This is a genomic window from Brucella sp. NBRC 113783, from assembly GCF_040372265.1.
Classification (GTDB): domain Bacteria; phylum Pseudomonadota; class Alphaproteobacteria; order Rhizobiales; family Rhizobiaceae; genus Brucella; species Brucella teleogrylli.
On the sequence record NZ_BAABRX010000001.1, the window covers coordinates 544,389 to 565,936 of the forward strand.

The window sequence follows — 21,548 nt, forward strand, 5'->3', positions numbered from 1 at the left end:
GCACGTTGCGAGGCTTTTTTGTTTGCAATATTTCTTATCCCACGATGGCATAACTGTTTAAAAACAGAGGTTTTGCGAAATTCACGCTGCTTTTTGGAAGCAATCCTTCTGGAGAGAGTTACAGGAAAATGCTATTTAAGGCTGTGCGTTCGAAATTTTGTGAGCGTTAAAGTTGTATTGTGCGAAGTTATTGAAAACAAAATATTAGGATGGCAGCAATGAAATGGGAATTGTTATGCGATGCCATGCAGTCCGCCGGTAATGCGGACAAATTGTTTGAATATGTAAAAAAATATGCCCGCGAAATCGGCTTTGATCATGTTTCTTATGTCATGTCGGTTCCGTCCTTGAATGGGGCGGTCAAATGGGTGCGTTACGAAGATATGCCGAAAGGCTGGACTGCACTCTATGCCAGCAAAAAATATGTTGAGATCGATCCCCTTGTCCGGCTCGGCCTGCACAGCATCGACCCGCTGGTCTGGTCGCCGAAGCTTTTTGCCGAAACGCCGCAATTATGGGCTGATCTGCAAGCGTTTGGCTTGAAGGTCGGTATTTCACAACCATGCTGGGCGGCACAGGGCGTGTTTGGAATGTTGACATTCCTGCGCAGCGGCCAGCCGCTGACTGCAGCCGAAGTCACAGCCCTGCGGCGTCAATTGCAGTTGGTGACCAATCTCCTGCATCTGTCGATGTTCGAACTGGTCAATGTGCCGCGGCTGAATTGCGCCAGTGAAGTCTGTCTGACGGCACGGGAGCGTGAAATCCTGCGTTGGACGAGTGAAGGAAAAACCGCCGAAATTATCGGGGCAATCCTCAATATTTCGACCCGTACCGTCAATTTTCATATCAGCAATGTACTGACGAAGCTTGTTGCAGTGAACAAGGTTCAGGCAGTCGCCAAGGCGCGTACCTTCGGCCTGCTCTGATCCACTCTAAGCCCCACGGCGGTTTGGCCCGTTGGGTGCTTTCAAAAATCTCCCTCCAAAAACCGTTCCATCCTTATCGCGCGCGGCAGAAGATGCCCGACGGTGGCCGCTCTTTTGAGCAAGAATTTGCCCGGCGTGAACGCTCCAAAACTGCTAAATATCACAATTTTAGTAGGATTTTCCGACATTTACGCCAAATTTCACTTTTTGTCGGCGGCGCAAGTTTGTTCCGGCCTTGTGCGAAAGACTGCAAGTTTTTGGCGCAGGCAATCGCTAATACGCGAAAGCATTCTTTCACTTTTCGGCTTCTTTTCACGACAATGCGCGCAACTTAGCCAGGGTGCCGATTTCGCTCCGTCAGAACCGTAATCCTGCTTTCTCGTCTCTATCCGGTTTCCGGGAGTTAATGTCGTGCATCATGCATCCCTGACCAAGAATTTGACGCATCTGCAACGTCTCGAAGCAGAAGCGATCCATATCTTTCGCGAAGTCGCAGCAACCTTCTCCAATCCGGTGATGCTCTATTCGGTGGGCAAGGATTCGTCGGTCATGATGCATCTGGCGATGAAGGCGTTTTATCCCGCACCACCGCCCTTTCCCTTTCTCCATGTCGATACGACCTGGAAATTCCGCGAGATGATCGAATTCCGCGACGCACAGGCGCGCGAAAAGGGTTTCGAGCTGCTGGTACATATCAATGAGGATGGCGTGCGCGAGGGCGTCGGCCCATTCACCCATGGTTCGAATGTCCATACCCATGTCATGAAAACGGTCGGTCTGCGGCAGGCGCTCGACAAGTACAAGTTCGATGCGGCTTTTGGCGGCGCGCGTCGCGATGAGGAAAAATCCCGCGCCAAGGAGCGCATTTTCTCATTCCGCAATGCGCAGCATGGCTGGGATCCGAAGAACCAGCGGCCTGAAATGTGGAAGATTTACAATACGCGCGTTGCGGCTGGTGAGTCGATCCGCGTCTTCCCGCTCTCCAACTGGACCGAGCTCGATATCTGGCAATATATTCTGCAGGAAAACATCCCCATCGTGCCGCTCTATTTCGCCGCCCGCCGTCCGGTGGTGGAGCGCGACGGCATGCTGATCATGGTCGATGACGACCGCATGAAGCTGCGCGATGGTGAAAAGGTGGAAGAGCGGCTGGTGCGTTTCCGCACGCTTGGCTGCTATCCCCTGACCGGGGCGATTGAATCCAGCGCCTCCAGCCTTTCGGATATTGTCGAGGAAATGCTGATCGCCCGCACGTCGGAACGTCAGGGCCGTGCCATCGACCGCGATGAAGCCGGTTCCATGGAAAAGAAAAAGCGCGAGGGCTATTTCTGATGAATGCCGTGTTGAAGCCTTCCGTCACCAGCGCAGCGGTGACCGAGTTTCTGGCCGATCAGGAGCGCAAGACGCTCTTGCGGTTTCTCACCTGCGGCTCCGTTGATGACGGTAAATCGACGCTGATCGGGCGTCTGCTCTATGACACCAAGCTGATCTTCGAAGACCAGCTTGCAGCGCTTAAGAACGACAGCCGCAAATTCGGCACGACAGATGACGATTTCGACTTCGCGCTTCTGGTTGACGGTCTGGAGGCCGAGCGCGAACAGGGCATCACCATCGATGTCGCCTATCGGTTCTTTTCCACGCCGCGCCGCAAGTTCATCGTCGCCGATACGCCGGGCCATGCGCAATATACGCGCAATATGGCGACGGGCGCTTCGACCGCCGATCTGGCAGTGGTGCTGATCGATGCCCGGCAGGGCGTGCTGACGCAAACGCGCCGCCATTCCTTCATTGCCTCGGCGCTCGGCATTCGCAATATCGTGCTTGCGGTCAACAAGATCGACCTTGTCGATTTCTCGCAAGAGGCCTTCGACCGCATCGTTGCCGATTATATGAGCTTCGCCAAAGATCTCGGTTTTGCCAGTATCCAGCCGATCCCGCTTTCGGCCCGCTATGGCGACAATGTCACCAGCCTGTCGCCGCGTATCGACTGGTATGATGGCCCGCATCTGCTCGAACATCTGGAGACCGTACGCATCGATACGGAAGCGGCAGCCAGGCCATTCCGCTTTCCGGTGCAATATGTGAACCGGCCCAATCTCGATTTTCGCGGTTTTTCCGGCACGGTCGCCTCCGGTTCGATTGCGGCAGGCGACACGGTCGTCGTAGCTAAATCCGGCAAGCAGTCGCGGGTAAAGCGCATCGCGACCTATGATGGCGATCTGCCCCGCGCCTCGGAAGGACAGGCCGTCACACTGGTGCTGGAAGACGAGATCGAAGTTTCACGCGGCAATATGCTGGTCGGCGCGGAAGCACGGCCGGAAGTGGCGGATCGTTTCGCAGCCAATATCGTCTGGTTCGGCGAGGACGCCTTGCAGCCCGGACGGTCCTATCTCCTGCGCACCGAAACCGACCAGACGCCGGTGACGGTCAGCGAGATCAAATATCGGACCGATGTGAACACATTCGCCCGTGAGGATGCGGCCCATCTGGACCTCAACGAGATCGGCTTGTGCCACCTCCAGACGGCCGACCCGATTGTGTTCGACGCTTACGCCGAGAACCGCGTTACCGGCGCTTTCGTGCTGATCGACCGGGTGTCCAACGCGACAGTTGGTGCCGGAATGATCGACAGTGCGTTGCGTCAGGCGACCAATGTGCATTTGCAGGCTCTCGACCTCGACGGAAAGACACGGGCCGCGCAGAAATTCCAGAAGCCAGCAGTGCTGTGGTTCACCGGCCTTTCGGGGTCGGGCAAGTCCACCATCGCCAACCGGCTGGAACAGCGCCTGCATGCGCTGGGCAAGCACACTTATCTTCTCGATGGCGACAATGTCCGCCACGGCCTCAACAGCGATCTTGGTTTCTCCGATGCGGATCGGGCGGAAAACATCCGTCGCGTCGGTGAAGTGGCGCGGCTGATGGCCGATGCCGGGTTGATCACGCTGGTTTCGTTCATTTCCCCGTTCCGCTCGGAGCGCGATACGGTTCGCGCGCGGCTGCCGGAAGGGGAGTTCATTGAAATCTTCGTCGATACGCCGATTGAGGAATGCATTGCGCGTGACCCAAAGGGTCTTTATGCGCAGGCGCTGCGTGGCGAAATCAAGTCCTTCACGGGCATCGATTCGCCTTATGAAGCGCCAGCCTCGCCGGAACTGCGCCTCGATACGACGGGGCGCAATGTTGACGAACTGGTCGCGGAAGTAGAAAAGTATCTGGCCGAGCGTGGTATCATCGGCAGTTATGGTAGCGATTCCTGGTCGATCTGAGCGATGAACATTCCAGCCTCTCCCAAAGCAGACCCGAATGGCGCAGCCTTGCTCGCCGTTTTTGAACAAGCAGCGCTTGAGGCTGGCCGGGTCATCATGAAGCATTATGTCGATGGCTGCGCCGTCGAACATAAAAAGGATGAATCGCCCGTCACGGAAGCAGACCGCGCCGCCGAGGCGATCATCCTTGCCGCACTTTCGTCGGTCGCGCCCGATATTCCGGTCGTGGCCGAGGAGGAGGTTTCCGCGGGCCGCCTTCCATCCCATTTCGGACGGCGCTTTCTGCTGGTCGATCCTCTGGATGGCACGCGGGAGTTTCTGCTGCGCAACGGCGATTTCACAGTCAATATCGGCCTGATCGAAGATGGCGTGCCGGTCACGGGCATCGTCTATGCCCCGGCGCGCAATCTGCTTTTTACCGGCACGGGCAACCGCGCCGAGGAAGCGGAAACCACTGCGGATCACAAGATTGCCCGCCGGCGTGCAATCCGAGCGCGGGAAGGTGCCGCGGAACGCATTGCCGTGTGCAGCCGTTCGCACAACACGCCCGAAACCCAGCGCTTTTTGCAGGCAAATCAGATTTCCGGCCATGTTTCGGTCGGTTCGTCGTTGAAGTTCTGTCTGATCGCGCGCGGTGAGGCGGATATCTATCCGCGCTTTGCCCCGACCATGGAATGGGACACGGCGGCTGGCGACGCTGTGCTGCGTGCCGCCGGCGGCATGACCGCCACCCTTGACGGCAAGCCGTTCGCTTATGGCCAGCGCGCCGGACAGGGCGTGAAGGGCTTCGCCAACCCGCATTTCGTCGCCTATGGCGCGGGCTTTACGCCCGTCTTTCCGGCGGAAGTGCTCTGATCCTGTGACATTTATGAGCAGGTTTGAGTGTGGCGGCAAAAAAACTGCGTCATGCACTTGCGGCATCAAAAATGCAGCGTTATAAGCCGCCTCAACGGTTGCGCCACTGGCTGCGACCGACTGGTTCGGAGTGTAGCGCAGCCTGGTAGCGCACCTCGTTCGGGACGAGGGGGTCGGAGGTTCGAATCCTCTCACTCCGACCATTCAGATGCTGGAAGCTGTTCCCGATTTTTCCAGAAACTCTTCCCTTCGCACATATTTTTCTATTGATGGCGACCGAAAACCGACATGCGCATGAATTCGCCGTCATATTCGGCAAGCGCCACCAGACGCGCGCGATCCAGAATCTCGACCCGGTTGGAACGGAACAGCACAAGCCCTTCCTCGCGCAGATCCCGCAACATGCGATTGAGGTGGATCGGCGTCAGGCCAAGCGCATCGGCCAGCTGATATTGCGTCAGCGGACAATAATAGGAATCGGGATCATCGACGCAGCTGGCCTTGACCCGGTCAGACAGTTCCAGGAGCAGATGCGCGGTGCGGACATAGGCGCTGCGGCGTCCGACATTGGTGAGATGCTCGATCAGCATGGCGCGCTGTCGTGACAAAAGCTCAATGAAGATCATCGCCAGACGCGGCACGCGCCGAATGGCGCTTTCAAGCGAAGCCACTGGAATTTCAATGACTTTCATCGGCGTAATGGCCGATATTGTATTGTAGCTATAGCCGTCGGCGGTGCGAAGGCCGATGAAATCGCACCGCATCGGAAAGTCGATGATCTGCCTTTGCCCGCCGGACAGGTCGCGATAGACACAGCCCCAGCCGGACACGACCATATGCACGTTTCTGACGCGCTCGCCCTGTTCGATGATGATGGTATCGGTGGTAAAACTGTTCTCGGTGACGACAAGCGAAGCCAAAGCACCAATGGCATGTGCGTCGAGGTCCGCCAGAATCGGCGAAGATTCCAACAAGTCGATCAGCGCCCCCACGGAAGGTGCCGCGATGCCTCTACCACTATGCATAACACTTCCGCACTAAACGAAAGATATAGTTTTATATCTTCCTATTGTTTAAGTCGCTCTTACGGACAAGATAAATTTTCGTACTTGCTAACATAAATTAATGACACGATTGCTGCGAGGTAGCAATATTGGGCCATTGGATGGGGGAATTTCGTTAATATAAGTCATAAGCATAATTTAAATACCGAACCTGTGACGGCGGGAACGGCGGATCACTGTGTAGGAGTAAGTAACCTTCGTGCCGGGGAGACGCGCCGATGTTGGATGCAAGGGGTGCCAGCCTGTGGGCTGTACCGGAAGATAGAGATAATGGAGCGGTCGGTGTCGGCGTTCTGCCGAACAGTGATCGCCATCTGCTGCTTGTGTGCAAGAGCAATCTGGAGCGGGAGTGCCTTTTCAACGGGCTCCTGATGAATGGGCTGAAAATGCCGGTGACGTGCTATGCGTCCATCGAGCAGGCAAAGCTTTTCAGCGGAAGCGCCGTCATTCTGCTGCATATCGGGGCCAAGCGGCTTGCCGATCCGTTCTTTTCCGAAGAAATTCGATCTCTCGTGGAGATGTGGGCGCCATCGCCGATTGTGCTTCTCGCCGAGCGGGAGGAATGGGCGCAGGTCGTGCGGGCCATGGAAATTGGCGCGAGGGGGTATATTCCAACCTCCGTCGATGTCAGGGTCTGCGTCGAGGCGATCCATCTGGCGAGCGCGGGCGGCATGTATATTCCAGCCTCCATGGCTGTCAAAGCGCCGCCGCCCGATATTGACGAGGATGCGCTGGGCGAATTGCTGACGGCGCGCGAAATCGAGGTGGTTCATGCGATTCGTATCGGTCGCTCCAACAAGGTGATCGCTTTCGAACTCGGCATGAGCGAAGGCACCGTGAAAGCGCATGTTCATAACATCATGCGCAAGATCGGCGCCGCCAACCGGACCGAAGTGGCCTGCAAGCTGCACAATATGTACAATAACGGCCTGGGAGACGATTGAGCGGTTTCAGACGTCCAGCATATGTGCAAGGCGGTTGCTTTCTCTTCGAAAACAGAGACATTACAGGCTCGCAATTCTAACAAACTCAGCGCGGGCAAAAAATGCAGCTTACCCCTCGTCACAATGCAATTCTGGAACTCGCCCGCCGACAGGGGCAGGTTCTGGTGGACGATCTGGCCGCGGCTTTTGACGTGACGCCGCAGACCGTGCGCAAGGATCTCAACGATCTGTGTCGCGCACGGCTGCTGCGCCGCATCCATGGCGGCGCGCTCTATCCGTCCGGCGTGGAAAATATGGAATATGAGGCGCGCCGCCGGATCGCCGCCCGCGAGAAGGAATCGATCGGCAAGGCCGCAGCCGATATCATTCCGGATGGCGCATCGCTGTTCATCAATATCGGCACTACGACCGAAGCGGTCAGCCATGCCCTGATCGATCACAGCGAGCTGATGGTCATCACCAACAATATCAACGTGGCCAACACGCTGCGCGTGCACACCTCTATCGAAGTGGTCATCGCCGGCGGCGTGGTCCGCTCGTCCGACGGCGGTATTGTGGGCGAGGCGGCGGTCGATTTTATCCGCCAGTTCAAGGTCGATTACGCCATCATCGGTGCGTCGGCGATGGATGAGGACGGCGCGCTGCTCGACTTCGATTTCCGCGAAGTGAAAGTCGCACAAGCGATTATCGCCAATGCGCGCCACGTCATTCTGGTGTCCGATTCCACCAAGCTGGAACGCACCGCACCGGTGCGCATCGGCCATATTTCGCAGATCAATACCTTCATCACCGACCGTTGCACCTCGCAGCAGCTGCGCGATCTTTGTTCAGAACATGAGGTTGAGCTGATCGAAACGCTCCCCGTCTGATCCAAAAGCCGCCATGCCGGGCTGCAAATGGCAATTTCTGCGCTTCCGGTGCTCACGTACAAAAAAGTACGCTGCGCTCCGGTTCTCGAAATCACCATTTTCGCCACGGCCTGCCGTTTTTTGATCAGACAGTCAGCGAGAGAAGTCAAAGCGCGGCGGTTTCGTTTATTTTCGCTTTGCTTTCATATTAAATAGTTTTATATTCGCTTTGGTGTTTCTGAGGCGCGTGCTGTCACGCGCCTTAAAATGAATGTTCGAGCGTCTGTCTGCTGCAAGCGCTCTGAAACCGCTTTTAAGGTTTGCCATGGCGCAGGAAGACATATTCGACATTTTCGTTATTGGTGGCGGCATCAATGGATGCGGCATTGCGCGTGATGCGGTCGGGCGCGGCTTTTCCGTCTTCCTGGCGGAAATGAACGATCTGGCGAGCGGCACCTCATCCCGTGCCACCAAGCTGATCCATGGCGGCCTGCGTTACCTGGAGCATTACGAGTTTCGTCTGGTGCGAGAGGCGCTGATGGAACGCGAGGTGCTGTGGGCGAATGCGCCTCATATCATCCATCCGATGCGCTTTGTGCTGCCCTATCACAAGGGCGGCGTGCGGCCCGCGTGGTTGTTGCGGCTGGGCCTGTTCCTCTACGATCATCTGGGCGGGCGCAAGAAACTTCCGGCGACACGCACATTGAATATGCGCACCGACGCCGCCGCCAAACCGCTGAAGCCGCTTTTCACCAAGGCATTTGAATATTCCGACTGCTGGGTCGATGATGCCCGTTTCGTGGCACTGACTGCGCGCGATGCTTCCGACCGTGGCGCGTCGATCCGTACGCGGACCAGAGTTGTGGCGGCGCGCCGCGACAGCCAAGGCTGGACGGTGACAGTCGAGGACACGGAGACCGGGCGTCGCGAAGAAATTCGCGCCCGCCTGCTGGTCAATGCCGCCGGTCCTTGGGCCGACAAGGTTTTGCAGGGCGTCGAAGGCGACAGGCAATTGCACAATGTTCGTCTGGTGCAGGGCAGCCATATCGTGGTGCGCAAGAAATTTGCCGATCCGCGCTCCTATTTTTTCCAGAACAATGATGGGCGCATCATCTTTGCAATCCCGTATGAAGATGATTTTACCCTGATTGGCACCACCGATCAGGATTACAAGGGTGACCCCGCCAAGGTAGCGATCACCGAGGCTGAAACCGACTATCTCTGCGCGGCGGCAAGCGAATATTTCGCCGAGCCTGTGCGGCGCGAAGATGTGGTCTGGACCTATTCCGGCGTGCGTCCGCTCTATGATGACGGCGCCAGCAAGGCGCAGGAAGCAACGCGCGACTATGTTCTGAAGGATGATGCGCCAGCCGGTCTTGCGCCGCTGATCAATGTATTTGGCGGCAAGCTGACGACGGCGCGCAAACTTGCCGAACACATGCTGGAAAAAATCGAGCATCATCTGGGCAAAAAGGGCGCGCCGTGGACCCATGCGGCAGCGCTGCCGGGCGGGGATTTTCAGGAAGTTGCTTTCGAAAGCGAGTTGCGGAAAATACAGTCGGCTTATCCATTTCTGTCGCCAGACCATGCGCGTCGCCTGTTCCGGCTCTACGGAACGCGCGTCCATCACCTGCTTGGCAAGGCCGCATCGCTTGCCGATCTTGGTCGCCATTTCGGCGCCGATCTCTATGAGGCGGAAGTCACCTATCTCATTGAAAATGAATGGGCTTGCACGGCAGAGGATATCCTTTGGCGGCGCACAAAACTCGGCCTTCGTCTGAATGCGGCAGAAGTAGAGGGACTGAATAATTACCTGCAAGACGAAGAAAAAATGCAATCCCGATTTGTTGCTGGCGCTTAATCGCAATCAAATGTTTGTAATTTTCAATTATTCTTTGACGTGATAGTTTACTAATGTACTTAAAGACTTTTATACTTGAAAATTTTAAAACAGTACTTTATGAATGCGGTGCGGATGCTGATCGTTTCCTCCCGATACCACTCGGACTGGTGTATTTTTGTCCGGGTGTCATCACTTAGATTGGTTCCGCACCGTTCATGCAATCGTCTCTCACGAGGCGCATACCCCTGACAATACATACCTCCCATCAGTTGACCTTGCGGCCCGGCGGCTATCTCCGCCGGGCCGTTTTCTCGTCGTTTCGATGATGCGCTTGCCAGTTGTGGGGGAAAAAGCCATTATTCATTGACGAGCATTCCGGCAAGACTGCGCAGCGGTCCTGCATTCGGGCATGTTCAAGACGAATTCAGCGGTTCCAGCCTTCCTGGGAGGAGAAAGATGGGTGCACCGCAAGAAAGGGTTCATGCGGACCGTATTCTGTCCGCAATCCACACCGGCGGGTCTGCCCGCTCGGCACTGGTGGCGTCGTGGCAGCGTTCTGCCGAACTGCACAAGCTCGATCCTGCCGCCCCCGGTGCGGTGCGCACACTTTCAGAAGGTGAATTCCGCACCGCGCACGAGCGGGTGGAGCGGCTGGTCAGCGTGGCGCAGGCCAGCATGGATCGCCTTTACCTGGCGGTCGGCGGTGTCGGCTGCTGCGTGCTTCTGGCCGATAGCGAAGGCGTGCCGGTCGAGCGGCGCGGGGCGGCCAGCGACGACGACACCTTCTATCGCTGGGGCCTCTGGACGGGCGCGGTATGGAGCGAGGAAAGCGAAGGCACAAACGGTATCGGCACCTGTATTGTCGAACAGCGCGCGCTGACCATTCACCGCGACCAGCACTTTCATTCGCGCAATGTCGGACTGTCCTGCACGGTGGCCCCGATCCACGATCATCAGGGTCGCCTCATGGCCGCGCTCGATGTTTCATCCTGCCGCTCCGATCTGACGGAAGCCTTTGCGCAGCTCATTTCGGTGGCGGTGATCGACGCGGCGCGCCGGATAGAGGCGGAAAATTTCCGGCAGGCTTTTCCAAAGGCGCGCATCATGCTTGCGCCCAGCGTGGACCGCAGCGGCGGCGCCTTGATCGCGGTCGATAAGGACGATCTGGTAATCGGCGCGACACGGGCTGCGCGTCTGGCGCTCGGCCTTGACGATGCGGCGCTGGCGGGCCCGCTGCCTGCTGCCGATATTCTCGGCTGGAATGCCGATCCGCGCGAGGATATGGCAGAGTCGGAACGCGGCGTCATCCTGCGGGCGCTGGCCCGCGCGGAAGGGAATATTTCCGCCGCCGCAGGGCTTCTGGGCATCAGCCGGGCGACGCTGCATCGCAAGCTGAACCGTCTCAAGATCATTCGCCCTCATTGAACTGCTGGCAAAATCATCTGACGCAACTGTCTCAATATTGCGACACATGATCTTGCGAGCATGGAATGGCGGGATGACTCTTCCCCGCTATCGCGCGATCCTCCCTGTTGAAGCGCTGTAGGAGCGGCGTTAACTCGGGAGGAAGTCATGAATAAGGTTGAATTCAGCCGGACGGTGAAGCCGGCTTTTGCCAAACGTTATGGCAATTTCATCGGCGGCAAATGGGTCGAACCCAAGTCGGGTCGCTATTTCGAAAATACCTCACCGGTCAATGGCCAGGTTCTGTGCGAAGTCGCGCGTTCCGACGCGGCGGATGTTGAAGCCGCGCTCGATGCCGCTCATGCCGCCAAGGAAGCATGGGGTCGCACAAGCGTTGCCGAACGCGCGCTGATCCTCAACCGCATTGCTGATCGCATCGAGGAAAACCTGCCTGCGCTCGCTGCCGCCGAAACATGGGACAACGGCAAGCCGATCCGCGAAACCACCGCTGCCGATCTTCCGCTGGCCGTCGATCACTTCCGCTATTTCGCCGGTGTCATTCGCGCGCAGGAAGGCGGCATTTCGGAAATCGACCACGACACGGTCGCCTACCACTTCCATGAACCGCTGGGCGTTGTCGGCCAGATCATTCCGTGGAACTTCCCGATCCTGATGGCGGTGTGGAAACTGGCCCCGGCGCTGGCCGCTGGCAATTGCGTGGTGCTTAAGCCCGCAGAACAGACCCCGGCCTCTATCCTCGTCCTGATGGAACTGATCGGCGATCTGCTGCCAGCAGGCGTGGTCAATGTGGTCAATGGTTTCGGTCTCGAAGCAGGCAAGCCGCTGGCATCCAGCCCGCGCATCGCCAAGATCGCTTTCACCGGCGAAACCACAACTGGCCGCCTCATCATGCAATATGCCAGCCAGAACCTCATCCCGGTCACGCTGGAACTTGGTGGCAAGTCGCCCAACATCTTCTTCAAGGACGTCGCAGCCGAAGATGACGACTTCCTCGACAAGGCCATCGAAGGTTTTGTCATGTTCGCGCTCAATCAGGGTGAAGTCTGCACCTGTCCGAGCCGTGCGCTGGTTCATGAATCGATCTACGACAAGTTCATGGAAAAGGCGCTGAAGCGTGTGGAAGCCATCGTGCAGGGCGATCCGCTCGACCCGGCAACGATGATCGGCGCGCAGGCATCGAGCGAGCAGCTTGAGAAGATCCTCAGCTATCTCGATATCGGTCGTCAGGAAGGTGCTGAAGTGCTGACCGGCGGTGAACGCAATGTCCTGCCGGGCGATCTGGCGGGCGGCTATTACGTCAAGCCGACCGTGTTCAAGGGCAACAACAAGATGCGCATCTTCCAGGAAGAAATTTTTGGACCGGTCGTGTCTGTTGCAACCTTCAAGGACGATGCGGAAGCGCTCTCGATTGCCAATGACACGCTCTATGGTCTGGGTGCCGGTATCTGGACCCGTGACGGTACACGCGCTTATCGCTTCGGTCGCGCCATTCAGGCGGGCCGCGTGTGGACCAACTGCTACCACGCCTATCCGGCCCATGCGGCCTTTGGCGGCTACAAGCAGTCGGGCATCGGTCGCGAAAACCACCTGAAGATGCTGGAGCATTATCAGAACACCAAGAACATGCTCGTCAGCTACAGCCCGAAAAAGCTAGGTTTCTTCTGAGGTCTGAATATCGCGCGTTGCAATGCGGAGAAGATGTCTCCGCATTGCGTCTAATCAAAGAGCATTCCCGTCTTCCATGTCAGTATTGCGTTGGAAGAACGGTATCAGTTCACCCTCCCAAGGGGACTGTCGAAGGGGCCTGGGCGAAAATGCCCGGGCGACCCTTTCGGCCCATAAGTGTCACGCGGCTGGCTGGACGCGGCAACAGGGTGCACCATATTTCCGACTACATTTCTTCCGTCCCGTCTCGGGGAACAGCTTGAAAGAAACTCAATTCGATAACGAAGGAGAGACTTTATGGCCAAGACAATGAAAGCGGCAGTGGTACGAGAATTTGGCAAGCCGTTGACAATCGACGAAGTGCCGATACCTGAGCCGGGACCGGGTCAGATTCAGGTTGCCATTCAGGCTTCCGGCGTCTGCCATACCGATCTTCATGCCGCCGAAGGCGACTGGCCGGTGAAGCCCAATCCACCATTTATCCCGGGTCATGAAGGCGTTGGTTTCGTGTCGGGCGTGGGGGCTGGCGTCAAGCACGTGAAGGAAGGCGACCGCGTTGGCGTTCCATGGCTTTACACGGCCTGCGGTCATTGCCGCCACTGTCTCGGCGGCTGGGAAACACTCTGCGAGGAACAGCTCAATACCGGCTATTCGGTCAATGGCGGCTTTGGGCAATATGTGGTGGCCGATCCGAATTTCGTCGGCCATTTGCCAAAAAATATCGATTTCAACGAGATCGCCCCGGTGCTTTGTGCTGGTGTCACCGTCTATAAGGGCCTCAAGGTGACCGACACCAAACCGGGCGACTGGGTGGTGATTTCCGGTGTCGGCGGTCTTGGCCATATGGCGGTGCAATATGCCAAGGCCATGGGGATGAATGTTGCGGCCGTCGATATCGACGACAAGAAACTCGACCTTGCCCGCAAGCTTGGTGCGACGGTGACGGTCAATGCCAAGACGAACAAGGACCCGGCAGCTTATATCAAGAAGGAAACCGATGGCGGCGCGCAAGGCGTACTGGTGACGGCAGTTTCGCCGATCGCCTTTGAACAGGCGCTCGGCATGGTGGCGCGCGGTGGCACGGTATCGCTGAACGGCCTGCCGCCGGGCGATTTTCCGCTGTCGATTTTCAACATGGTGCTGAACGGCGTCACCGTGCGCGGGTCCATCGTCGGCACTCGCCTTGATCTTCAGGAATCGCTCGACTTCGCCGCCGACGGCAAGGTCAAGGCAACCATCCGCACCGAGAAACTGGAAGATATCAACTCCATCTTCGATGACATGCGCAAGGGCAATATTGAAGGCCGTGTCGTGATGGATCTGACGCAATAAAGCGTGCAGGATAGGCTCTGTAAGTTCCGAGCGGGCGGACCTGTTTCGCCCGCTTGCATGCGAGGGAGGAGAAAATGTTGCAAGAAAACCCGCAAAGGGGCGAGCAGGACAACGGCAAGGGGCAAGTCAGCGCCACCCCCGACGCTCTCAAGCTTATTCGTGAATTGCAGGCTGAATATGGGCCGATCATGTTCCATCAGTCGGGCGGCTGCTGCGATGGTTCTTCGCCAATGTGCTATCCGCAGGGCGAATTCGTCATTGGCGATACGGATGTGAAGCTGGGCGAGATTGGTGGCGCGCCGGTCTATATCAGCGGCCCGCAATATGAAGTCTGGAAGCACACCGAACTCATCATCGATGTCGTACCGGGGCGCGGGGGCATGTTCTCGCTCGATAACGGGCGGGAGGTGCGTTTTCTCACGCGATCCCGCATATGTTCCGTTCCCTGAAAGCTTTGGCCTTTTCGTTATCCGGCGAACAAGCTATTTACATAGGCTCTTCGGGGAGGAAGTCGATTCTACATGGCCGCAACGGGTAAAAGAGCGACGATACACGATGTGGCGCGTCTGGCGGGCGTGTCGATCAAGACCGTTTCACGCGTTTATAACGACGAACCGAATGTGCGCGAGGCGATCCGCGAAAAGGTGCGCGAAGTGGGGCAGGAGCTGCGCTATCGGCCCAATGCGGCGGCACGCAATCTGGTGGAGCGCCGCTCGCATCTGATCGGCCTTTTCTTCGAAAATCCCAGTTCCAGCTATGTCGCCGAATTGCAGATGGGCGCGCTGGAACGCCTGCGCGGCACGCGCTATCGCCTGCTGATTTTTCCGGTCGAGAACCGCGCCGATATTCGCGGTGCACTGATAGAAACCGCCCATGCATCGGGCCTCGACGGCATCATCGTGACGCCGCCCATGTCGGACGATCCGGAAATTTTGCAGGAACTTTCCGCTTCGGCCATGCCCTTTGCGCGCGTGGCGGGCGATGTCAACGTACATCCAACCGACAGTATTTCAATCGATGACGAGGCCGCAGCCGTCGATTTGGTGAACTATCTTCTGAAACTCGGTCATCGGAAGATCGCCATCATCATCGGCGACCCGACCCACCGCTCCGCCGAATTGCGGCTTGCCGGATACCGGAAGGCGCTGGACGCGGCGGGGATCGAGCGCAATCCGGATTATGAGGCGCAGGGCGGGTTCAGTTTCGCCAGCGGTTTGGTCGCCGGAAAGAAGCTTCTGTCACTCGAAAATCGTCCAACGGCGATCTTCGCGTCCAATGATGATATGGCGGCAGCCGTGGTGCAGATGGCGCATGACCACAAACTGTCTGTTCCGGGCGATATTACCGTGGTCGGTTTCGACGACAGTTCGATTGCCAGCATGGTATCGCCGCAGATCACCACCGTGCGCCAGCCGATTTTCGAAATGGCGCGCGGGGCGGCGGATATGCTGTTGAACCATATCGAAAATGGCCAGATTTCGCCTGCCCGGAAGATCGATTACAAGCTGATCATTCGTCAGTCAGCCGGCAAGGCCCCCGTATAGCTCTCAGCTTTGGGATGGCACGGGGAAAAACCGGTCTCGCGCGTAACTGCTGCCGAAGATCATGTCATATTGCAGCATCTGGTAATCGCGCAGCAGGGGCGCAAAAGGCGGGCGCTGTTGCCAGCCTTCATCGGCATTTTCACCGCTATCGAACACGGCATGCGCATCGACGACGCGATACTGGTCATGCAGCTGGCGCAGGAAACCGGTGTAATAGGGATGCTGCATCCCGACCATTTCGAGTATCTGCATCGGCAGGAATGCCGGGCTGATCGTGCCCGTACCGCGTTCCGCGCCGCGCTTGTTCGACCACAGCACCAGCGGCGTTTCATGCTGGAGAAGCATGTCGCGAGCAGGCGCGATGCGGCTTGCAACACGTTCCTGCATGAAGCCGGTTTCCGTATAGACGGGCCCGAGTGGCGGCAGGTGATCGCCGAAGAATACAAGAATGGTCTCGCGTTCGCGCTTTGACGCCCAGTCCATCAGACGTGCGAGGCTGGCGTCGGCATCCATCGCGCCTTGTGAATAGGTGCGGATCGACTGGCGCACAGCGTCGCTGGCATCGGCCTGCACGTCGAGCTTCGAATCCGGATAGCGGTTGGCCTCATAGGGACCGTGGCCTTGCAGCGAAACAGCAAAGAAGAAGAACGGATCTTCCTGCGCATCCGCCTCGCGAATGATCTCGCTGGTCAGCGCGTCGTCCGAGGCGAGCATGCCGCGCTTTTCCAGCGGTGGCATGTTTTCTTCGGACATGAACTTGTCAAAGCCCATATTTTCATAGACGGGACCGCGGTTCCAGAACCACTGGCGATAGGGGTGGATAGCCCGGGTTGCATAGCCCTGTTCCTTGAAGAAGCTCGCGAGCGAAGGCAGCGGACGCCGGACATATTGCTGATAGGGAATGCTGCCGGAAGGCAGGAATGCCTTGGAAAAACCGGTCAGCGCTTCGAACTCGACATTGGCGGTCATGCCGCCAAATTCCGGCGAGAACACATGGCCGGATTGTTCAGCGCGCACGGTCGGGATCGGATCAGCACTGAACGCCACGCCCGGCAGGCGGGTCGGGTCCCAGAAGGACTCGCTCATGATCATGATGACGTCGGGTTTGCCGGTTTCAAGTGCTGCGGGAATGAGCTGCGCGGGCGGCTCGATCGAGGCAATTGCTTCCGGCGAATAGCCTTCCGGCGCAAACACGGTTGCCATCGGCACATTCAGGATGAAGGCCATGGTGAAACCATTATGCGCGTAATTTTCCTTCTGATCCCACATGATGGGCAGAACGCGCAGGCGGTCACGCGCCAGCGAAAAGCTGGAATAATCGGAAATGAAGGCGAACCACGCCAGCAGCGGCAGCGCGAAGGCCAGACGAAGCACGCGGCCTTTCCACGGAATGCGGTCGAAACGACGCCACCAGAAAAGGCTCGCGGCAATCAAAAGTGCTGCGCTGGCAAGCAGGAGAAGGGCGATGCCGACAGCGCTCCACGGGCGTTCACGCACCAGAAGCGGCAGCAGATCGACGATCTGGCGGGCATAGAGAAAATCGCTCGGATAAAGCGGGTCGCCGAGATAAAGGCTTTTCTCCCGCGCAGTGGCGGCGGCGATCAGCGCCAGCGGCCCCACCACGAAAAGCCCGTAATGGATGCGCCCGAAAATCGCGTCGCTGGCGGTCAGCACCACAACGAAGAAGGCAACCGTCGTCCATGCAGGCTTGTGCGGCGTGCGGAAAAACGCAATCGTTTCGGCAAAAGAACCGCGAAAAATCCATTCAACGGAGAAAACCAGAAGAACGGACAGAACAATGGAAGCAAGAGCAACCCAGGCAACACGCACAGGCCAGGAAACATGCGAAGCGCCGAAAATGGCAGCATCGCTCCAGCGACGTTCGCCCGCGTTTTCCACTACTCCAGACATGCCTTACTCGCTACCATTTCTTCCTGTGAGAAATTTCGTGTCACATTTCTGTCATGGAAATGTCAAGCCACGGTTGAGCGGCGGGTGATACCGGACGTGATCTGAACGCACAATGAATGGAAAAAGCCCAATAAAAATAGGGCCGGAATTGCTTCCGGCCCTATTCTTCAAGTGCTGACGATAATCGTCGTTTAAATGACGTCCTCAAGCCCCTTGGTCAGTTCCAGCGCCTGCCGTTCGAACAGGCGGCGATAGATGCCGCCCGGCTTCCGGATCAACGCGTCGTGGTCGCCTTCCTCGATGATGCGACCCTTGTCGAAGACCAGCAGCCGGTCGAGTGCGCGCACCGTCGAAAGCCGGTGCGCGATGACAAGCGTGGTGCGCCCGACCATCAGGCGTTCCATCGCCTGCTGGATTAGCACTTCCGATTCCGAATCGAGGCTGGACGTTGCCTCGTCGAGGATCAGAACCGGCGCATTGGCGAGAAACGCCCGGGCGATGGCCACGCGCTGGCGTTCGCCGCCCGACAATTTTACGCCGCGCTCACCCACCAGTGTCGCATAGCCCTTCGGCAGCCGCATGATGAAGTCATGCGCGCTGGCAAGGCGTGCCGCTTCCTCGATCTGACTTTGCGTCGCGCCGGGGCGGGCATAGGCGATGTTTTCCGCCAGCGTGCGGTGAAACAGGATCGGCTCCTGCTGCACGATGGCGATCTGCGAGCGCAGCGACGCCTGCGTCACGTCGGCAATGTTCTGCCCGTCAATGCGGATGGCGCCGTCATTAACGTCGTAAAGCCGCTGTATCAGCTTGACGAAAGTGGTCTTGCCGGAGCCGGAATGGCCGACAAGGCCAACCCGCTCGCCCGCATCGATCTTGACCGAGAAGTCGCGGTAAAGCGCGGCTTCATGGTTGCCATAATGGAAGGTGACGTGATCGAAGGTGATCTCGCCCGCGCCGATCCTGATGGCGGGCGCGCCAGACCTGTCGGCAATGCCATAGGGCTGTGCTTCGATCTCGACCAGTTCCTCCATGTCGTTGACCGACCGTTGCAGATTGCGGATATGCATGCCGACATCGCGCAGATAGCCCTGTAGCATGAAGAATGCCGTCAGAACGAAGGTGATATCGCCTGCAGTGGCCTTGCCCTGGCTCCACAGATAGAGCGCAAAGGCAATAACAACGCCGCGCATAACCAAAAGGTTCGCGCCCTGGATGAAGCCGTTCAGTGTGCCGATCAGCCACGTGCGGCGCGTGCGACTGCGCCACTTGGTAACGACCTTCGAGAGACGAAGATCTTCGCGGCTTTCCGCGCCGAATGCCTTCACGACAGCGTTGCAGGAGATGGCATCGGCCAGCGAGCCGCCCATGCGCGTGTCCCAGCTATTGGCCAATGTTGCGGCAGGCGCAACGAAGCCGAGCGAAATCACAATCGTGCAGACGATGAATAGCACAGAGCCGATTGCAACCAGCAAGCCCATCAACGGCCAATACCACGACAGCAACGCAACGGAGCCAAGCAGCATCAGCAAGGATGGTAGCAAGGCGATGATCAGCGTGTCATTGAGCAGATCGAGCGCCCACATGGCACGCGAAACCTTGCGCACCGTCGATCCGGCAAAGGCATTGGCGTGCCAGTCGGTCGAGAACCGCTGCAACTTGTGGAACGAACTTGCCGCCATGTCGCTCATGATCTTCAAGGTAAAGTCGGTGATGACATAGAAGGTCAGCTGGCGGGTGATCAGCGCCAGCGCGCCGAGTGCAAGCAAGATCACCAGTGCTTCGATTGCACTGTTCCAGGCGCTGTCGCCGCTTAGCGAAAGCGCATCCACCAGCCGTCCGGAATAGAGCGGGGTCAAGACATCTGCGGCTGTTGCAAGCAGCATGCCGATTATCATCAGCGCCAGCCGCAAGGGCTGACTTCGCCAATGGCTGAAAGTGTAGCCGAGGACATTGCGGAACGCAGGCCCCCGGAAATCGAGACGAAACCGAGTCATATCCATATTACCAGCCTGTGCTCGCGCGCAGAAACTGGCCCTTGATTGAGAAAAACAAAACGATCGGCACCCGGAGGAGCCGCGAACAGCGATGGTTTGGAAAGATGCTCCGAAGGAGCGGACAGGTCAGCCTGCCGGGTGGGCCGCGGACCTAGCGGTTAGAAGCGCCCGCGAAAACACTGGGCACCATTGGGAACGGGTAATGGACACGCATCTCATACCTCCTGCCAGTGTTTCAGATGGTTGCACAATAAATGAGCAAACCCATTTGCCAAGGCCCAAAATGCAATTTCTGGTCTGCAAGGGGCGGGGTGTGGCAATTTTGCAAGTTTTCGAATTTCTGAATTTTAAAAGTAATACTTTTCAATTTTTCTGTTACAAGCGCTTGCGCCCTTGCATTCGCCTGTTCGCTGCGCGAATGAAGGTCAGATATATCAGTGCCGCACGGCCGATATCGGGAATTCACGGGAGAGTTACATGACAATTCATCAGAATCTGATCGCTGGCGAGTGGGTTGGCGGCGACGGCATTGCCAATATCAATCCGTCCGACACCAACGATGTAGTGGGCACCTATGCCCGCGCCACCGCCGATGACACCAAGGCTGCGATTGCCGCTGCAAAGGCCGCTTTCCCGGCCTGGTCGCGTTCCGGCATTCTGGAGCGCCACGCAATTTTGCGTAAGGCTGCCGACGAAATTCTGGCGCGCAAGGACGAGCTTGGCCGTCTCCTGTCGCGCGAAGAGGGTAAGACGCTGGCCGAAGGCATTGGTGAGACCATCCGCGCCAGCCAGATTTTCGATTTCTTCGCAGGCGAAGCCTTGCGCCTTGCCGGTGAAACGCTGCCTTCGGCGCGTCCGGGCATCGGCGTTGAAGTCACCCGTGAACCGGTCGGCGTCGTCGGCATCATCACGCCATGGAATTTTCCGATCGCCATTCCGACCTGGAAGATTGCGCCCGCGCTCTGCTATGGCAACACCATCGTCTTCAAGCCAGCCGACCTCGTGCCGGGCTGCTCTTGGGCGATTGTCGATATCCTGCACCGCGCCGGACTGCCGAAGGGCGTTCTCAACCTCGTCATGGGCAAGGGCTCGGTTGTCGGTCAGACCATTCTGGACAGCGCCGATGTTCAGGCCGTGACCTTCACCGGCTCGACCGGCACGGGCAAGCGCGTTGCTGCCGCCTCCATCGAGCATAACCGCCGTTTCCAGCTGGAAATGGGCGGCAAGAACCCGGTCGTTGTTCTGGATGATGCCGATCTCAATGTCGCGGTGGAATCCGTCGTCAATTCAGCCTTCTTCTCGACCGGCCAGCGCTGCACGGCATCCTCGCGCATCATCGTGACGGAAGGCATCCACGACAAGTTCATTGCCGCCGCCATCGAAAGGCTGAAGGGCGTCGTGGTCGATAATGCCCTGAAGCAGAGCACGCATATCGGCCCGGTCGTGGATGAAAGCCAGCTTCAGCAGGACATGGATTATATCGAGATCGGCCGCAAGGAAGGCGCGAAGCTTGCCTTTGGCGGCGAACGCCTCAACCGCGAAACGCCGGGCTTCTATCTCCAGCCAGCACTCTTCACCGAGGCTACCAACCAGATGCGCATCAGCCGCGAGGAAATCTTTGGCCCGGTCGCTTCGGTTATCCGCGTCAAGGATTATGAAGAAGCGCTTGCCACCGCCAACGATACGAACTTCGGTCTGTCGTCGGGCATCTGCACGACGAGCCTGAAATATGCGACCCATTTCAAGCGCAATTCGGAAGCGGGCATGGTGATGGTCAATCTGCCCACCGCCGGCGTCGATTTCCACGTGCCATTCGGCGGGCGCAAGGGTTCGAGCTACGGTCCGCGGGAGCAGGGCCGCTATGCCGCCGAGTTCTACACGACGGTCAAGACGGCCTATACGCTGGCCTGATAAAGCATGTCTCCCGAAAG

At 57.9% G+C, this 21,548-nt stretch carries 16 protein-coding genes and 1 tRNA gene; 14 read left to right on the forward strand and 3 right to left on the reverse strand.

Annotated features, from left to right (window positions below; genetic code table 11):
* Nucleotides 1-218 precede the first annotated feature (218 nt).
* From ABWW11_RS02500 to ABWW11_RS02520, 5 genes are all read left to right on the forward strand, one after another.
* Nucleotides 219-926 carry a LuxR family transcriptional regulator gene (locus tag ABWW11_RS02500; protein ID WP_109370148.1) on the forward strand — a complete coding sequence of 236 codons (708 nt, stop codon included), beginning with the start codon at nucleotides 219-221 and terminating at the stop codon, nucleotides 924-926.
* A 411-nt stretch (nucleotides 927-1,337) separates the two neighbouring features.
* Complete coding sequence (gene cysD / locus ABWW11_RS02505) at nucleotides 1,338-2,258, forward strand: sulfate adenylyltransferase subunit CysD (RefSeq protein ID WP_109368207.1); 921 nt, start codon at nucleotides 1,338-1,340, stop codon at nucleotides 2,256-2,258.
* Complete coding sequence (cysN, locus tag ABWW11_RS02510; RefSeq protein ID WP_109368208.1) at nucleotides 2,258-4,192, forward strand: sulfate adenylyltransferase subunit CysN; 1,935 nt, start codon at nucleotides 2,258-2,260, stop codon at nucleotides 4,190-4,192. The genes cysD and cysN overlap by 1 nt, the downstream gene beginning before the upstream one ends.
* Nucleotides 4,193-4,195: 3 nt before the next feature.
* Nucleotides 4,196-5,047: a 3'(2'),5'-bisphosphate nucleotidase CysQ gene (cysQ, locus tag ABWW11_RS02515; RefSeq protein WP_109368209.1), complete on the forward strand. Its 852-nt coding sequence runs from the start codon at nucleotides 4,196-4,198 to the stop codon at nucleotides 5,045-5,047.
* Nucleotides 5,048-5,173: 126 nt separating this feature from the next.
* Nucleotides 5,174-5,250: transfer RNA gene (locus ABWW11_RS02520), tRNA-Pro, on the forward strand.
* 60 nt (nucleotides 5,251-5,310) lie between these two features.
* Here the strand turns inward: ABWW11_RS02520 and ABWW11_RS02525 are convergent.
* On the reverse strand, nucleotides 5,311-6,072 hold the full coding sequence (locus ABWW11_RS02525; RefSeq protein WP_109368210.1) for a Crp/Fnr family transcriptional regulator: 762 nt from the start codon (nucleotides 6,070-6,072) through the stop codon (nucleotides 5,311-5,313).
* Nucleotides 6,073-6,329: 257 nt separating this feature from the next.
* On the opposite strand from ABWW11_RS02525, the gene ABWW11_RS02530 reads away from it, so the two are divergent.
* From ABWW11_RS02530 to ABWW11_RS02565, 8 genes are all read left to right on the forward strand, one after another.
* Nucleotides 6,330-7,055, forward strand: coding sequence for a response regulator transcription factor (locus ABWW11_RS02530; protein WP_109368211.1), 726 nt, complete (start codon nucleotides 6,330-6,332; stop codon nucleotides 7,053-7,055).
* 101 nt (nucleotides 7,056-7,156) lie between these two features.
* Nucleotides 7,157-7,924 (forward strand): DeoR/GlpR family DNA-binding transcription regulator, encoded by a 768-nt coding sequence (locus ABWW11_RS02535; protein ID WP_109368212.1) that lies wholly within the window; start codon nucleotides 7,157-7,159, stop codon nucleotides 7,922-7,924.
* Nucleotides 7,925-8,228: 304 nt separating this feature from the next.
* On the forward strand, nucleotides 8,229-9,764 hold the full coding sequence (gene glpD / locus ABWW11_RS02540; RefSeq protein WP_109370149.1) for a glycerol-3-phosphate dehydrogenase: 1,536 nt from the start codon (nucleotides 8,229-8,231) through the stop codon (nucleotides 9,762-9,764).
* Nucleotides 9,765-10,202: 438 nt separating this feature from the next.
* Entirely contained in the window at nucleotides 10,203-11,171 is a 969-nt protein-coding gene (locus ABWW11_RS02545; RefSeq protein WP_109368213.1) for a GAF domain-containing protein, read from the forward strand.
* Between the two features lie 147 nt (nucleotides 11,172-11,318).
* A complete protein-coding gene (gene adh, locus ABWW11_RS02550; RefSeq protein ID WP_109368214.1) occupies nucleotides 11,319-12,836 on the forward strand; it encodes an aldehyde dehydrogenase in 1,518 nt (505 codons plus the stop codon).
* A gap of 297 nt (nucleotides 12,837-13,133) precedes the next feature.
* The gene (gene adhP / locus ABWW11_RS02555; protein WP_109368215.1) at nucleotides 13,134-14,168 is read left to right on the forward strand and encodes an alcohol dehydrogenase AdhP; all 1,035 of its coding nucleotides are present in this window, start codon (nucleotides 13,134-13,136) and stop codon (nucleotides 14,166-14,168) included.
* 74 nt (nucleotides 14,169-14,242) lie between these two features.
* On the forward strand, nucleotides 14,243-14,617 hold the full coding sequence (locus tag ABWW11_RS02560) for a DUF779 domain-containing protein (RefSeq protein WP_109368216.1): 375 nt from the start codon (nucleotides 14,243-14,245) through the stop codon (nucleotides 14,615-14,617).
* Between the two features lie 72 nt (nucleotides 14,618-14,689).
* Nucleotides 14,690-15,712, forward strand: a complete 1,023-nt coding sequence (locus tag ABWW11_RS02565) for a LacI family DNA-binding transcriptional regulator (RefSeq protein ID WP_109368217.1) — start codon at nucleotides 14,690-14,692, stop codon at nucleotides 15,710-15,712.
* Nucleotides 15,713-15,715: 3 nt separating this feature from the next.
* Here ABWW11_RS02565 and ABWW11_RS02570 read toward each other — a convergent pair whose 3' ends face one another.
* Together ABWW11_RS02570 and ABWW11_RS02575 are read right to left on the reverse strand one after the other, a co-directional pair.
* The gene (locus tag ABWW11_RS02570) at nucleotides 15,716-17,623 is read right to left on the reverse strand and encodes an LTA synthase family protein (protein WP_124915166.1); all 1,908 of its coding nucleotides are present in this window, start codon (nucleotides 17,621-17,623) and stop codon (nucleotides 15,716-15,718) included.
* Between the two features lie 191 nt (nucleotides 17,624-17,814).
* Nucleotides 17,815-19,617, reverse strand: a complete 1,803-nt coding sequence (locus ABWW11_RS02575) for an ABC transporter ATP-binding protein (RefSeq protein WP_109370150.1) — start codon at nucleotides 19,615-19,617, stop codon at nucleotides 17,815-17,817.
* A 477-nt stretch (nucleotides 19,618-20,094) separates the two neighbouring features.
* Here ABWW11_RS02575 and ABWW11_RS02580 point away from each other — a divergent pair, with 477 nt between their 5' ends.
* Nucleotides 20,095-21,528 (forward strand): aldehyde dehydrogenase family protein, encoded by a 1,434-nt coding sequence (locus ABWW11_RS02580; RefSeq protein ID WP_109368220.1) that lies wholly within the window; start codon nucleotides 20,095-20,097, stop codon nucleotides 21,526-21,528.
* Nucleotides 21,529-21,548 lie beyond the last annotated feature (20 nt).